At 64.3% G+C, this 14,991-nt stretch carries 15 protein-coding genes; 10 read left to right on the forward strand and 5 right to left on the reverse strand.

All coding sequences use genetic code 11. The annotated features are described in order from the left end of the window. Nucleotides 1-246: 246 nt before the first annotated feature. The 7 genes from purN (at nt 247) to hslU (ending at nt 7,999) form a co-directional block, all read left to right on the forward strand. Complete coding sequence (gene purN, locus B7R93_RS13490; protein ID WP_103021268.1) at nt 247-900, forward strand: phosphoribosylglycinamide formyltransferase; 654 nt, start codon at nt 247-249, stop codon at nt 898-900. A gap of 12 nt (nt 901-912) precedes the next feature. Then, nucleotides 913-2,499, forward strand: a complete 1,587-nt coding sequence (gene purH / locus B7R93_RS13495; RefSeq protein WP_103021269.1) for a bifunctional phosphoribosylaminoimidazolecarboxamide formyltransferase/IMP cyclohydrolase — start codon at nt 913-915, stop codon at nt 2,497-2,499. Between the two features lie 175 nt (nt 2,500-2,674). Next, a complete protein-coding gene (locus B7R93_RS13500; RefSeq protein ID WP_103021270.1) occupies nt 2,675-3,682 on the forward strand; it encodes a rod shape-determining protein in 1,008 nt (335 codons plus the stop codon). A 56-nt stretch (nt 3,683-3,738) separates the two neighbouring features. Beyond that, nucleotides 3,739-4,560, forward strand: coding sequence for a rod shape-determining protein MreC (mreC, locus tag B7R93_RS13505; protein ID WP_232798451.1), 822 nt, complete (start codon nt 3,739-3,741; stop codon nt 4,558-4,560). A 205-nt stretch (nt 4,561-4,765) separates the two neighbouring features. Next, the gene (gene hslV, locus B7R93_RS13510; RefSeq protein WP_103021555.1) at nt 4,766-5,329 is read left to right on the forward strand and encodes an ATP-dependent protease subunit HslV; all 564 of its coding nucleotides are present in this window, start codon (nt 4,766-4,768) and stop codon (nt 5,327-5,329) included. Nucleotides 5,330-5,435: 106 nt separating this feature from the next. Further along, entirely contained in the window at nt 5,436-6,494 is a 1,059-nt protein-coding gene (locus B7R93_RS13515) for an NYN domain-containing protein (RefSeq protein ID WP_103021271.1), read from the forward strand. 59 nt (nt 6,495-6,553) lie between these two features. Then, nucleotides 6,554-7,999, forward strand: coding sequence for an ATP-dependent protease ATPase subunit HslU (gene hslU, locus B7R93_RS13520; protein WP_103021272.1), 1,446 nt, complete (start codon nt 6,554-6,556; stop codon nt 7,997-7,999). 612 nt (nt 8,000-8,611) lie between these two features. On the opposite strand, the gene B7R93_RS13525 is transcribed toward hslU, so the two are convergent. The 3 genes from B7R93_RS13525 to B7R93_RS13535 form a co-directional block, all read right to left on the reverse strand. Continuing rightward, a complete protein-coding gene (locus B7R93_RS13525; RefSeq protein ID WP_103021273.1) occupies nt 8,612-9,532 on the reverse strand; it encodes a universal stress protein in 921 nt (306 codons plus the stop codon). Nucleotides 9,533-9,720: 188 nt separating this feature from the next. Next, entirely contained in the window at nt 9,721-10,359 is a 639-nt protein-coding gene (locus B7R93_RS13530; protein WP_103021274.1) for an SAM-dependent methyltransferase, read from the reverse strand. A 31-nt stretch (nt 10,360-10,390) separates the two neighbouring features. Next, nucleotides 10,391-12,214 carry a M3 family oligoendopeptidase gene (locus tag B7R93_RS13535; RefSeq protein WP_103021275.1) on the reverse strand — a complete coding sequence of 608 codons (1,824 nt, stop codon included), beginning with the start codon at nt 12,212-12,214 and terminating at the stop codon, nt 10,391-10,393. 174 nt (nt 12,215-12,388) lie between these two features. On the opposite strand from B7R93_RS13535, the gene ytxJ reads away from it, so the two are divergent. Continuing rightward, nucleotides 12,389-12,748 (forward strand): bacillithiol system redox-active protein YtxJ, encoded by a 360-nt coding sequence (gene ytxJ, locus B7R93_RS13540; protein ID WP_103021276.1) that lies wholly within the window; start codon nt 12,389-12,391, stop codon nt 12,746-12,748. A gap of 8 nt (nt 12,749-12,756) precedes the next feature. Then, nucleotides 12,757-13,329 carry a TlpA family protein disulfide reductase gene (locus B7R93_RS13545; RefSeq protein WP_103021277.1) on the forward strand — a complete coding sequence of 191 codons (573 nt, stop codon included), beginning with the start codon at nt 12,757-12,759 and terminating at the stop codon, nt 13,327-13,329. An 8-nt stretch (nt 13,330-13,337) separates the two neighbouring features. Here the strand turns inward: B7R93_RS13545 and B7R93_RS13550 are convergent, their stop codons facing one another. Further along, on the reverse strand, nt 13,338-13,757 hold the full coding sequence (locus tag B7R93_RS13550) for a hypothetical protein (RefSeq protein ID WP_157942307.1): 420 nt from the start codon (nt 13,755-13,757) through the stop codon (nt 13,338-13,340). Nucleotides 13,758-13,878: 121 nt separating this feature from the next. Between B7R93_RS13550 and B7R93_RS13555 the strand changes: the two genes are divergently transcribed. Beyond that, entirely contained in the window at nt 13,879-14,535 is a 657-nt protein-coding gene (locus B7R93_RS13555) for a hypothetical protein (protein WP_103021279.1), read from the forward strand. Here B7R93_RS13555 and B7R93_RS13560 read toward each other — a convergent pair. Next, complete coding sequence (locus B7R93_RS13560; protein WP_198598680.1) at nt 14,496-14,978, reverse strand: hypothetical protein; 483 nt, start codon at nt 14,976-14,978, stop codon at nt 14,496-14,498. The genes B7R93_RS13555 and B7R93_RS13560 overlap by 40 nt on opposite strands. Nucleotides 14,979-14,991: the final 13 nt, after the last annotated feature.

The raw sequence follows: 14,991 nt of genomic DNA on the forward strand, positions 1-14,991 counted from the left end.
ATGTGTCCGGGGTCCGGGCACTCTCTCTTCCCCAAAGTTTGCCGCTACGCCCCTCAGAACGACCGAGCCAGGCGCTCTGAAAGGCAGTGGTTTCGCCTGTGCCGCACGAAAGGATGAAAAGGCCCCGTGTGCACGATCTCACAGCAAATTTGCCGGAAAAGTGCTGGCATTTGCTGTCCCCTACCCGCATCTTTGGTTTTGCACAAGGTGTCCTCCCCTTTTTATCACTTGACTGCAAGCCGACCGATGCGTCTCGCTGTCTTTGCCTCCGGGGAAGGAACCAACTTTCAGGCCATCCTCGACGCGGTCGGCGATGACCTTCTCCCGGCCCAGGTGACGTGTTGCATCAGCAACACCCAAGACGCCGGAGCGCTCCAGCGGGCGGAGCAGCACGACGTGCCGACGGAGGTGATCCCACCTGCGTCCTTCGAGACCCCCACGGCCTTCGGTCAGTCCCTGCTTGACGCTTTGAAGGCACATGAGGTCACCTTCGTCGCCCTCGCGGGGTATATGCAAAAGATTCCCCCGAATGTGGTCGACGCGTACCGGGGCTCCATGACGAACATTCATCCAGCCCTCCTTCCCGCCTTCGGCGGACAGGGCATGTACGGAATGCACGTCCACCGCGCTGTGCTCAACTACGGCGTTCACTGGACCGGGGCCACCGTGCACCTCGTGGACGAAGAGTACGACCACGGGCCCATTGTCCTCCAGGAACCAGTGCCGGTTTACACCGACGACACCCCCGATGTCCTCGCCGACCGGGTTCGCGAGGTGGAGCATCGCCTCTACCCGGAGGCCCTGCGCCTCTTCGCCGAGGATCGGGTTCGCCACGACGGGCGCACCATTCGAATCGAAGATGCCACCGCTTCCCCCCGCTCCCCCTCAGACTCGGAATAACCATTCCCCCGCATGCCCACCGACGCCCCTACGCCTGTTCGCCGCGCCCTCCTCTCCGTCTACGACAAGACCGGCATCGCCGATTTCGCGCGGCGACTCCGTGCTCTCGACGTCGAGCTCATTTCCACCGGCGGCACCGCCGCGACGCTCCGGGATGCCGGCCTTGCGGTCACCGACGTGGCCGACGTGACGGGCGTGCCCGAGGTACTGGAGGGGCGCGTCAAGACCCTCCACCCGGCCATCCACGCCGGCATCCTCGCCCGCCGCTCGCGCACGGACGACCTGGCGGCGCTGGACGAACACGACTATGCCCCCATCGACCTCGTCGTCGGCAACCTGTATCCCTTCTCCGAGGCAGTCCAGGACCCGGACGCCGACCCAGAGACGGTCATGGAATACGTCGACATCGGCGGCCCGACGATGCTGCGCGCCGCCGCCAAGAACCACTTCGACGTGGGCGTGGTCTCGGCGCCGGATCAGTACGCCGCCGTCGCCGACGAACTGGAGCAAAACGACGCGCACCTGTCCGCCCCAACGCGCCAAACCCTCGCCGAAGCGGCCTTTGCCCACACGTCCGCCTACGATCAGACCATCGACGCGCACCTCTCTCGCCCCTCCGAGGCAGGCTCGGACACCGACTCCGGCCTTCAAGACACCTACAACGTCTCGCTTCCCCAAGCCCAGTCTCTTCGATACGGCGAGAACCCCCACCAGAACGGCGCTCTCTATGGGAACCCGTCCAAGTTCTACGAGAAGCTGCACGGCCGGGCGCTCTCCTACAACAACCTCCTCGATACGAGCAGTGCCCTCGCCCTCATCGACGAGTTTCGCGACGCGGGGCCGACCTGTGCCATTCTCAAACACACCAACCCTTGTGGCGTGGCTACCGCCAACACCCTTGAGGACGCGTGGCAGCAGGCCTTCGCCACCGACACCCAGTCTCCCTACGGGGGCATCGTCGTCGTGAACCGGCCCCTCGACCGGGCAACCGCAGAGGCGATCGACGAGATCTTCACCGAGATCGTCATCGCACCGGCGTTCGAGTCCGGTGTGCTCGATTTTCTCACGGAGCAGGACCGGCGCCGCGTGGTTCGTGCCAAGCACCCCGCCCGCGACAGCGGCCGGCTGGACACGCGGTCCGTTCTGGGCGGCGCGCTGGTACAGACGCGTGATCCTGCCCTCCCATCGGCCGCCGATGCCCGGGAGGAATGGGACGTGCCCACTGCCCGCCCCCCCTCCGACGACGAACGCACCGACCTCGACTTCGCCTGGCGCGTGGCCAAGCACGTCAAGAGCAACGCCATCGTCTACGCCCGCGACCGGGCCACCCTCGGCATCGGCGCCGGACAGATGAGCCGCATTGATGCCTCCGAACTCGCGGTCTTTAAGGCCGGCAAGTCGGAACTTGACCTTACCGGTTCCGTGGTAGCGTCGGACGCGTTTTTTCCGTTCGCCGACGGCCTTGAAGCCGCCGCGAGCGAGGGGGCCTGCGCGGCCATCCAGCCGGGAGGGTCCATTCGCGACGACGAGGTGATTGAGGCCGCCGACGCCCACGACGTGGCCATGGTACTGACCGGACAGCGTCACTTCCGGCACTAGGCCGGCCCCGATGACCAGCCCCGACAAACGGCCCTGTCGGGCCGACCGTCAGCGAGCAGCATGGCTCGTCCATCGGCCCCGGCTTCCTCCTCCCCACCGTCCCCATTCCACCGGTTGGCCGGCCCGTAGCCTCTCTTCGGCGCCGCCGGTCCTCATCCTCCGCACAGAACGATTGATGTTTTTCAACCTCTCTCAGGACGTCGCCATCGACCTCGGGACGGCAAATACCCTCGTCTACATCCGCGGCGAGGGCATTGTCCTCAACGAGCCGAGCATTGTCGTGGTCGACTCCGACACCGACGAGGTACGGGAGATCGGTCACGAGGCCCTGCAGATGCACGAGCGCACCCACCAGGACATCGAGACCATCTGGCCGCTGCGGGACGGGGTCATCGCCGACTTCAAGGTCGCCGAGGAGATGATCCAGGGCCTCCTCCAAAAAGTGAAGGGCAACTGGCTCACCTCCATTCGGAGCATGGTCGTGTGCGTCCCAAGCGGCATCACGGAGGTTGAGAAGCGCGCCGTGCGCGATTCCGCCGAGCACGCCGGGGCCCGAACGGTCAACCTCGTGTCCGAGCCCATGGCGGCGGCCATCGGCATCGGGCTCGACATTCAGGAGGCCGTGGGCAACATGGTCGTGGACATCGGGGGGGGAACGACTGAAATCGCCGTCATCGCCCTCTCCGGCATCGTCCTGGACGAGTCGCTCCGCGTCGGCGGGGCCGAGCTCGACAAGGCGATTGTGCAGTACTTCAAGCGCAACCACAATCTCCTCATCGGCTCCCGGACCGCCGAACGCATCAAGTGTGAGGTCGGCAGCGCGATTGAGCTGGACACGGAGCTGGACCTGTCGGTGAAGGGGCGCGATCTCGTGAGCGGGATTCCCAAGGTGCGTACCATCTCGTCGGTCAACGTGCGCGAGGCTCTTCACGACAATCTTGAGCAGATCAGCGCGGCCGTCCTGCGTACGCTGGAGCGCACACCCCCGGAGCTCGGCGCGGACGTGCTGGAGCGGGGCATCATGATGACCGGCGGGGGGGCCCTCCTGGAAGGCATTGATCAGATGCTCCGCGACCGCGTGGAGCTTCCCGTGTACGTGGCCGAAGACCCTTTGAAAGCGGTGGTCCGGGGCACCGGCGAGGTGCTGGAGAACCTGGAAAACTACGAGCGCGTGCTCACCTGAAGCGGCAGAACGCGTTCCGTTGGTCATTCCTTCGGACCTGATGCTGCCTGTCCCCCATGGCGTCTCAGAATCGCCCCACCGACTGGCTTCTTCTGAGCGCCGTTCTTCTGGTGGCGGGGGCCCTCATGCTCACTCAAAACCAGCCGCTGGTCCGCACCCTGCGGGCACAGGCGATGGGATGGACCGCTCAGGTCGAGAGCACCTTCGCCTGGGTGGGCCGCTACCTCCGGGTCCTCGAACGGAACAACGAGCTGCGGCGCGAAAACATTCAGCTCTCTAGCCAGGTCGCCCGCACTCGCGACGTGCGCCAGCGCAACGACGAACTGCGGCGCCTGCTCGACCTCACGGACACCACCGACGCTCCCCTCCGTCCCGCCCGCATCGTCACGAAGGACATCTTTCAGAAGGAAAACTTTCTCATCCTCGATGTCGGCACCGCCGACGGCGTCGCCGAGGGCATGCCGGTCGTCCACGAGCAGGGCATTGTGGGCACTGTCGTCCTGACGAACGAACACTACGCCCGGGTCATGCCCTTCCTTAACACGGACTTCCGGGTGCCGGGCACGATCCTTCCGCTTCGGGCCGAGGGAATCGTCCGCTGGGGCGGCGAACGCCTCGACCGCCTCCAGCTCGACCACGTCGTCAAGACCGAGCCCGTAGAGGCGGGCCAACGTGTCGTCACCAGCGGCCACAGCAGCACCTTCCCCCCTGGCCGCCGCATCGGAACCGTCGACTCCGTGGCCGCTCCCACCGGCCGAAGCGAACTCGACATTTCTCTCCGTCCCGCCGTGCCCCTCTACGAGATCAGCCACGCGGTCGTCATTCTGCGGGAATCGCCCCCCCAGCAACGGGCGCTCCAAGAGCCGTCTGCACGCTAACACCGCCCTTCCCGGCGACGGACAGAAGAGTGTGCGTTCGTCGCCCCCCACCGGCTAAAGTTTAGCGAAAAACGTGGCTCATGGTGTTCAGGCCAGTCAGTCTCGAACCGCTTCCCGCGCAGGGCATATAGGTACGGTGCAGAAGTTTTCCTGCGTGTCACCTAGCAGAATGCGCCCGTTCTCCCTGATGTCCCCCTCCTCGTACATGACTGCCGACACCGACTCCCCCCACGCAACGACCGTCCTTGGCGTCCGCCACAACGGACAAATTGCCCTCGGATCGGACGGCCAAGCCACCATGAACGAAACGGTCGTCAAGCACGAGGCCGAGAAGGTTCGCTCGCTGTACGACGGGGACATTCTGGCCGGGTTCGCCGGGTCCACCGCCGACGCGTTTACCTTGTTCGAGCGCTTCGAAGAAAAGCTTCAGGAATACGGCGGCAACGTGGCCCGGGCGGCCGTGGAGCTGGCGAAGGAGTGGCGCACCGACAAGTACCTCCGCCGCCTCGAAGCCCTGCTGGCCGTCGCCTCGCCGCGAGAGTTACTGCTAATCAGCGGCGCCGGCGACGTGATCGAGCCCGACGACGACATTCTTGCCATCGGCTCCGGCGGCTCGTTTGCCCTGGCCGCAAGCCGCGCCCTTCTTCAGAACGCAGAGGGGCTCTCTGCCCGCGAGGTCGTCGAGAACGGCCTCTCAATCGCCGCGGACATTTGTATCTACACGAATCATAACCGGACCATCCGCGACATTCAGGCGGAATCGGAGTAGCTGCGAGCACTCCCCCATTTGATTCCTCGGGGCTCCACGGACAAATGCTTCCCCCGGACGGAGGATTTCACGTTACATTGCCCTATATTCAGGACACACTCATTCTATGTCCTACGATTCCCCAGCCGATGGCGAGCCGCCCCGACGGGCCGCCATGTACGTCGACTACGACAACCTCTACACCATCCTGAGGTCTCAGAGCGAACGGGACCGGTCGACCAGTGCGTACGCGGAGGAGATCTTCGAAGAAGTCCGACGATACCTGGAGGAAGGAGACGACACCCCCACCATCCAGGGCCGTGCGTACGGCACCTTCGACACCCTGCCTGACGGCAACGACACACAGATTCCTTCGGCCCTGCACCGGAAGGGCATCACCCCGGTCCACGTCTCCGCAGGAATGCAGGACAACACCTCGGAGATTCGCCTTACCCTTGACGTGACCCAGGCCCTGACGCGCCGACCGAATGTCCAGACGGTGGTGATCGTCACGGGAAACCGCCCGTACCTCCCCCTCGTCCGCTGGATTCGGGAGCAGGGCTGTCGCCCGCTGGTGGCCGCCGTCAATCCGCCGCAGACGGCCGACACCCCCTCGTTCGTCGAAGACAGCCGGTATCTCGACGCCCGCAATCTTCTCAGCGAAGAGTCGCGGGAGGATCTGCTGGCGAACGCCCCCACCGGTGGGGCCACTTACACCCGCGCCCAGGCGCCCGACGCCCCGCCCCCCCAGCAGTTTCAGTCGCTCGATAACCCTGCAGCTCAGCGGGCCATCAAGATTACGGAGAAGCACTTTGGACAGTACGACGAGGTGTACCTGACTCCCCTGCTCCGCAAGCTTTCCGACATCATGGGGCCGGACGAGGACCCCAAGTCCCTCGTGAGCGAACTGGAGGCGGCCGGGGCCGCACGCCTCGAAAAACGGAACGGCTACCCCTACAACTACACCGTTCTCATTGTGAACGACGAGCACCCCAGCGTCCAGGAGCTCCACGAGACGGTCGGCCGCTCCTCGACTTCGTCCCCTTCCCCATCCTCGGGCGGCGACGGGGACAAATCCGCCGACGCGTACGACATGGACGAGGCCATCCAGTCCCCCACGGCCCCTGCCTCCGCCGTCGCGTCGGAGAACGAAGACGAGGCGTCCTCCCGCACGGACGAGGACTGAGACGGTCTGTCTCCTGCCCCCCTTTGCACCCTTTCGATCACCGCCGATTCCGATTCTGTATGTCCGACGTCACCCAGCACGTTGAAGACCTCACGCCCCGTCAGATTGTCGACGAGCTCGACAAGTACATCATCGGGCAGGACGACGCCAAGAAGAACGTGGCGATTGCCCTCCGCAACCGTTGGCGCCGCCAGAACGCGCCGAAGGACATGCGGGACGAGATCGTCCCGAACAACATCATCATGATCGGGCCCACCGGCGTGGGAAAGACCGAGATCGCCCGCCGGCTGGCCCGCCTCGCCCGGGCCCCGTTTATCAAGGTGGAGGCCTCCAAGTTCACCGAGGTCGGCTACGTGGGGCGCGACGTGGACAGCATGATTCGCGACCTTACCGACATCGCGGTCAACATGGTGGAGAAGGAGCACAAGGAAGCGGTGCAGGACCGGGCCCGGGAGCTGGCCGAGAAGCGCATCCTGGACATTCTCATTCCCCCCGACGACGACACAGCGGCCCAGGCCGACAACGGGACGTCCGACGGGCCGGACCTTGCGGTGCGCGAGCCGGACGACGCCGAGTCTGAAGACGACTCCACGAGCCTCCGGGAACGCACCCGTGAAAAGTTTCGGGACAAGCTGGAGCGGGGCGACCTCGACGACCGGGAGATCGAGATTGAGGTAACGTCCGACTCGCAGTCGATGATGCAGATGTTCGGCCCCATGGGCATGGAGGAAATGGGCGTCAACCTGGAGGAGCTCTTTGGCAACCTCGCAGGCGGCCAGAAGCGAAAGACGCGGCGCGTGACCGTGGAGGAGGCCCGCGAGATCCTCACGCAGGAGGAGGCCCAGAAGCTGATCGACATGGACCAGGTAAAGGAAGATGCCCTGGAGCGGGTACAGCAGGCCGGGATCGTGTTCGTCGACGAGATCGACAAGGTGGCCTCCGGCACTCGAACCCGCGACGAGGGCGGCCAGGGCGCCGGCGTGTCGCGCCAGGGCGTACAGCGGGACCTCCTTCCTATTGTGGAAGGCTCCACCGTAACCACAAAGCACGGCATGGTCGAGACCGACCACATTCTCTTCGTCGCCAGTGGGGCCTTCCACGCCTCCAAGCCCAGCGACCTCATCCCCGAACTGCAGGGCCGGTTCCCCATCCGCGTGGAACTCAACAACCTCGACGAGGACGACTTCTACGAGATCCTCACGAAACCCAAGAACGCGCTCGTCAAGCAGTACCGGGCCCTCTTCCGCTCCGAGGACGTGACAATCGAATTCGAGAAGGAAGGGGTGAGCGAGCTTGCACGAATCGCCGCCGAAGTGAACGCCGACGTGGAAAACATCGGCGCGCGACGCCTCCACACGGTGCTGACGACGCTTCTGGAGGACCTTCTCTTCGACGTCCCCGAGGAAATTCCGGCCGGCTCCAAGATCACCATCGACGCCGATAAGGTGCGCGACCGTCTGAGCTCGATCGCGTCGAGCCGGGACCTCAGTCAGTACATCCTTTGACTTCTCCCCCGGTTGAAGCCGGGAGATTCTTCACGGGCTTCTCTGCCCTCGTCCCACGACGGGTCTACGTCCCTGCCTCTGGGCCTGTCGGTCCTCAGAGGTCTTGTGCGAACCCGCCGGGTTATACCAGTTGCGAGGGATCACCATGCACCGGATGGCTCTGGGACGTCTCGGAAGGCCCGTCGCGAGGCGCGCCTCGCGACGTTCTCTTCCCGTATCATTCACACGAATGTGCACAATGACCGTCGGCATTTGGTATTACACCATTGCGGTCTGCACCACATGTGCGGTCGATGCCGCCCTCCGGTGGGCGAGGCCATCTCGCCAGCTACTCGGATCCCGAACCTGTCGCTTCTGTGAACCTGTCGCTTCTGTACCTGAAGGCGTTGGTACGCCCACTCCTTCGAGCGAGCCTGCCCAGGCGAAAGCTCAGGGCACAGACGCTTAGAGCGCGGTCGAGAGGCACAGTCGAGAGGGGTTGCCTCCGCATTGCCGCTTGCCCCACAAAGCGCCAGGCACGCCCGCGAACAATGAAATCCTTTCGTTTCACTCAGCAAGAAGAGTCCCGCCACCGACAGGTTCATGTCTCGGCCAAAGCACGGGACGGGACCTTTACATCTCTTCTCGCGCTCTACTCAATACCGTAAGCACCGGGCAGTGCACGTGTCGAATCACCTTCTCGGCCACGCTGCCGAGCAGAAATCGATCGAGCCCGGTACGGCCGTGGGTTGACATGGCCACAAGATCAATGGACTCAGCATCTACGAATTCCGCGATGGATGGAGCCGCATTTCCCACAATCACGTGCGGTCGGGTCTCTTGCTCCGGCCCGCCGGTCTCGGCGAGGAAGGTGTCCAGATGGTCCATCATCTTCTGCTCGATCTCCGGCTCCATGTCGTAGATGGACTGCACCCCGCTCGTGTAGAAGGCCGGCTGGACGCGCTCGGGCACAACGTGAAGGACATCGATTGTAGCGTCGTACAGGGCCGACCAGGCTTTTGCGGTGCGGAGGGCCTTGCGAGACGGGTCAGAAAAATCAACAGGAACGAGGATCCGGTCGACGGCCCACGTGGAAAACGCTGAGGGATCGTCGGCGTGGCCACGGATGGTCAGCACCGGCTGCTCGGCCCGGCGCACCACCTCCTCGGCCACGCTGCCCATCAAGATGCGACTCGGTCCGCGGCGCCCATGCGTGCCGAGCAGGATGAGATCCATTCCGGCCTCCGCCGCGTAGTTTACAATTGCGGGGCCGGCAGACACGTCGCGGCGCACCACGTTTTTAACAGTCACCGCATTGAGGGCATCGGCCGAGAGGGGACCTTCCTGTTGCACCTCGTCGCGAAGCCGCGAGAGCTCCTCGTTCGGCAAGCGCCCCCTCTCCGCGTCCGGGTCGGGGGCTTCGTGCAGGACCTCGGCGTGGAAGACGTGAAGTGTCGCCCCCGTCCGGGCGGCCAGATCCAAGGCGTGGCGAATGGCGCGGGCGGACACCGGTGAATGATCGTGGGCGACAAGCAGGTCGTCAATGTCGAGCATGGGATGGGGAGATGGGAGAAGTGGGGCAGAACAGTCAGGACGCGCGTCCGGGAGTCTCGCAGCGGGAAACGTACCGTCTGCCATTGCTACTGTCTGCACGGGCGGCCCCGACCCACAGGCACGGCAATCCGGGAAAATGTTGTGGGGCTGTCCCCCACATCCGCGCATCATTCAGGTCCGTGTGGCCTTCAAGGGGCCCCAACCTGTACGGTTGCTCGCACGACGGCGGCTTTTCCATTGAGATGCGAACCCTCGTGGAGGTGAACATCGACAGGCTCTACACAGACGTGCGATTCACCCGCGAAGGCCCGACGCACTTCGTCGACCGGGACCATCCGGTCCATCCGGCTGGGGCCCAGGCGGTCATAGTCACCAGTCAGGTGGGCGGGCCGAAGCCACTCGGCAAACATCCAGCCGCCGGGCCGTACCAGGGTTTTTAACAGCCGATACAGTCGGGGGCGCTCGTCGGGAAGCAACTGCAGAAACGTAACGAGGGCCGCGTCCCACTGCCGACTGGGCTGCCAGGTACGCACATCTGCCTGTATGGTGTTGAGCGATAGGTCTTCAGCCATCGCCCACTCCTGTGCCGTTGCGAGGGCCGTCTCTGAAAAATCGACCGCCGTGGCGTGGTGGCCGTGTGCCCGGGCGAGCCAGGCCGGCGTGCGTCCCTCCCCTGCCCCCAGCTCCACGACCGCACTCTCTGGGGGCAGGCGATGGGCCTGTTCCTCCACGAAGGCATTTGGCTCCGCCCCAAAGAGCGGCTCGTCCCGCTCGTAGCGGACATTCCAGAATTCCGGGTGGCTGCTCGAGCGCGAGGAGTCGGACACGGAAGCGAAGGAAAAAGACCGGGTGGACGGCTCACGAAGAGGTACGCGGGGATCCATTCTCACGAGACGGATCGAGCGTGGTCTGGCCCGCGAGCGCCTCCGCCTCTTCGATGAGGGACTCGACGTGCGAGAGGCCCGTTTCCCAAAAATCTTCGTCTTCCAGGTCCACGCCCATCTGGCCGACCAGTGCGTGGGGCCAGTCGGCCCCGCCTGCCCGCAAGAGATCCAGGTAGCGGTCGGCGAAGCCCCCGTCGGCCGCTTCGTAGCGGGCGTGCAGGGCCAGCACCAGCAGCTCCCCGAACGCGTAGGCGTACACGTAACCGGGCGTGTGCAAGAAGTGAGGGACGTAGCTCCACCAGTGTTGATAGTGTTGGCCAAGGGTAACGCTTCCCTCGAACATCGCCCGCTGCGTCTCCATCCAGTGCTCCGCGAACTGGTCCGCCTGAAGCTCACCCTGGTTGCGACGGGCAGTGTGAATTCGGTGCTCGAACCGGTTCATGGCCACCTGCCGAAAGACCGTCGCGAGCGTGTCGTCAATCTTGGCAACCAGCAGGGCGAGGCGGTTCGCCGGGTCCTCCTCGTTGCGCATCAGGCGTTGGAAGACGAGCATCTCGCCAAAGACCGACGCCATCTCCGCGGTCGTGAGGGGCGTGCCGTGGTGAAAAATGGACTGCTCGCGTGCCAGAAACTGGTGCACTCCGTGGCCCAGCTCGTGGGCAAGGGTCTGCACATCGCGGGGCTTGCCGGTGTAATTGAGGAGCACGTACGGGTGCGCACTCGGCACCGTGCCGTGGCTGAACGCGCCGCTCCGCTTGCCCGGGACAAGGGCAGCGTCGATCCAGTCTTCCTCGAAAAACTGGCGGGCAACCCGGGCCATCTCGGGGTGAAAGTCTCCGTAGGCATCCAGAACAAGGGCCCGTGCCTCGTCCCACTCGTAGGTTGTATCCGCCTCGCGGATGGGGGCGTAGCGGTCGTAGTCGTGTAGCTCCTCAACGCCCAGAAGTTGTTTCTTCAGGCGATAGAAACGCGCCACGAGATCGTACCGACCGGTCACGGCCTCAACAAGCGTGTCGACCGTCTCGTCGTCCACCTCGTTCGCGAGATTCCGCTGCTCGAGCCAGTGGTCGTGGCCGCGCAGCCGGTCGGTGGAAGCCTTGTCGGCGAGGAGCGTGTTGAAGACGAATGTGAGGGTGCGACGGTGGTCTTTCAGGCCGTCCGTAAAGGCGAGGGCCGCTTCTCGCCGAAGCGTGCGATCGGGGTCGTAGAGCTTCGACAGAATCTGTTGCTGCGTGAGCGCCTCCCCGTCGAGCTCGTACCGCGCCGCCCCGAGCGTCTCATCGAAGAAGCGAGTCCAGGCGTTTTTGCCAGTGATGCTCTTCTCAGAAAGCACCTTCTCTTCGTCCTCACTCAGGACGTGTTCTTTTCGCCGATATTCGGTCTCCAGGTAGTGTCGGTAGTCGTCAAGGGCCTCGTGGGCGAGGAGGTCGGCCACCCGGTCCGCGCCGAGAGCCACCCATTCGGTCTCAAAAAAGACGAGGCGCTGCCCGATGCGGTCGACCGTCTCCTGCACCGACTGGCGGAGTGCCCCTCGCTCAGCATCATTGGTGTCGGCCGTCCAGTACAGGTAGGCATACGCCTGCGCCCGGCCGAGGCGGTCCTGGAGGGAACCCAGCGCGTCGAGGGCCTCGGCCAGTGTCTCGGGCCCCAGCTCCGCGATCCGTCCTCGGTACCGCTCGGCAAAGGCCGTCGCATCGTCCTCCAGGGCCGCAAGGTCCTTCTTCAGGGCGTCAGGGTGGTCGTAGAGATCAGTGAGGGCCCACTGTACATCGTCGGCCGCGTTCTCTGGCGTCTCCATAAGCGTGCGTGACTGAGTGAAGCAACAGAGGTTGGGGCCCGCCCGGGTCAGTCGGTCCATCTGGAGGCTCCCCAGGTGGTATTGACCGATTGTTCACCCCCGTCCGTGTATCACGGCATCCGTCTTACGGTACGGATAACGCAAGCGATCTGTCCCATTGACGCACAAACTTCAGTGTCTGATTCTCCCTTTCGTCCCCTTTCTACCGATGCCAGCTGGGCGGAGGCGCAATCCGCCTCCAAGGACCGCCCGGTGCTCGTGTTCAAGCACAGCTCAGCCTGTCCGGTAAGCGCCAAGGCGGACAAACAACTGCACGCCCTCGCGGAGGACAGCGCTCTGCCCGTGTACAAGATCGTCGTGCAGGACAGTCGAGCCCTCTCCGACGAGATTGCAGAGGCCCTGGACGTGCGACACGAGACGCCACAGGCCATCGTGCTCGACGATGAGACGCCGGTGTTTGAAGCCTCTCATTTCGACGTGACCGCCGATGCCGTCCGGGAGGCCGTCCAGTCTGCGTCTTCTTCCACCAATTAGCTCATCCCATGCGTCGCCTTTCGACCGTTGCCTGCATCGCCAGCCTACTCCTTCTGCTTGGCGCGTGTGGGGAAGACGACACGACCCAGCCGTCCGATCAGCCATCATCATCCGTATCCGAACCGGGCGGCCCCCTTCCCGGGAAGGTACGGGACGTAGGGCCCGAGCCGGTGCCCGGCCTCACGCTGAGGACGCTCGACGGGACCGAGATTGACCTCGCTGCTCAGGACGGGCAGGTGCTCCTCATCAACTTCTGGGCCACCTGGTGCGCCCCGTGCCGGGAAGAAATCCCGGATCTCAAGCGCCTGCACACAGACCTGGACGACCTCACCGTCATCGGGGTTGCCCTGGATCGCAAGGGGCGGGAGGTGGTGGAGCCGTTCGCCCGGAAACTGGACATCAATTATCCGCTCGTCGTGGACAAATCGGGGGCCGCCGAGGCAGAGCTGGGTCCCATTCCCGGGCTCCCCACCACAGTTCTCGTGACCCCCGACGGCCAGGTCACGAAGCGCGTCGTTGGGATCTTTCCCACCGAGAAGATGCGTCCGACCCTCGAAGCGATGCTCTCTGACGAGGCATAGAGGCGGCTCTACTCGTCGTCTTCTCCTTCCTCCTCTACGCGTTCTCGCCGCATCAGATAGTCCTCAAGGCTCCCCACGACGACACGCGTCTCCTCGTCAACCTCGACGTCCTCGACGTCTCCGGCCCGGATTAGCTTTTTAATCTTCTTCCGATCAATCTGCTTGAGAATCCGCCGGGCCTCAGTCCGGCTCACGACATCCTCCCGGTAGTCGGCAGCGAAGTCCTCAAGAAAATCAAGGGTCTCGTCCGTGAGGTCAATCATCCGAATCTCCTCGTTGGCGTCGGAGAGGGACCAGTACAGGTCTGCATCGATCAGGTGGCGATCGGTCCAACGAACCAGGGTTTGCTTCGAGAGCTGAAGGTGCTCGGAAAGCTCGTCAAGCGGCATCGTCTTCGGCTGCCGGGACGTCGCGGGTCGGTCAGGCACAATATGCATCCGATGGCATTTGGGGAAAGACTAGCATATCTTTGACACAGAACACCCTCTTTTGTTCCTGCGTGTTCGTCCGTACTGCCGCCTGACGGTTCCAGACCCCACGCTTCTCCCAATGCCTCCCTCCCGCTCTCAGAAGGACTGGAACGCCCTGCTTGCCCCGGTCCTTTCTACCTCGGTAAAGGCCGCCAGCGAACGGCTCATGCAAACCGAAGAGATTCGGCAGTGGCTTCGGCAGGCCTCCGCCGAGGCGGCCGAGGGCATGCGTCAACGCCCCGACATGCGTGGCGAGATGCAGGGGTACGCGCAGCTGAAGGCGGCCTTCGACGAACGCTTCCCTGCGCTTCTCGACGCCGTTGCGGACCTGACCGAGGGATGCGGGACGATTGGCCTCGACTGGACGCCCATGAATCCCACCATGAGCCGCGTGGAGGTGGATTTTCACCGGGAACTGGCCGTTGATCTGTTCACGCGGCTGGACGCGCCGACCCTCGAGGCCGCCCGGGCGGCCCTGTACACTGTGGAGGAGGCCCTGCCCGACGGAACGCCCTTTCCGAACCGGCCCAACACGGCTACCGGCCTGGTTGCCCACGACGGCTCTTGCGTGGGGGTCCGGGTGCGGGAGCACCTGGGCGACGACCCGGGGAGCCGGCACCGCACCGTTACGCTTCTGCCGGAAGACCAGAACGCCCTCGAAAACTTGTCGGCGCAGGACGCTGTGCCGCGCCTCCTTCAACTGCTGGCCCCTACAGATTCCTCGGCGGCCGCCTGACCCGACGTGGCGTCGGTCCCGTCAGCCACACGGGCGATTTCCCCTGTGTCTTCGATTTTCCATCCTTGCTCTCCCTCTTCGCTCGCAAACCAGAGCTGTGCGCCCGGTTGTAAAAACTCGCTCAGGAACCGCACGAACGTCTCGGGGGCGACGTTGGCGGGCACCTCGTCACTGACCAGCGTCAGTTGGCCTTCACGGACCTGGAAGTAGCCAAGGGCAAACGGAAGCGGCCCGCTGGTTTTCGTGCTCAGTTCCTCCCGGTACACTTCACTCTCCGCCCGCAAGGACTGGACAAGCTCGACCGTTAGCCAGTCTTTCTCTCGTCCCCCGATGAGGCCGTGGTGCCGCCGCTCGAACAGCTTGCGCACGAGCCCCTCCAGCACCTCCTTCTTTTCGGGGGAGACGACGGCCTCTTCGACGCGACAACGATAACGGTCGGGCATGGCGACCTCATAA

It is taken from the genome of Salinibacter altiplanensis, assembly GCF_002894645.1.
In the GTDB taxonomy this organism is placed as follows: domain Bacteria; phylum Bacteroidota; class Rhodothermia; order Rhodothermales; family Salinibacteraceae; genus Salinibacter; species Salinibacter altiplanensis.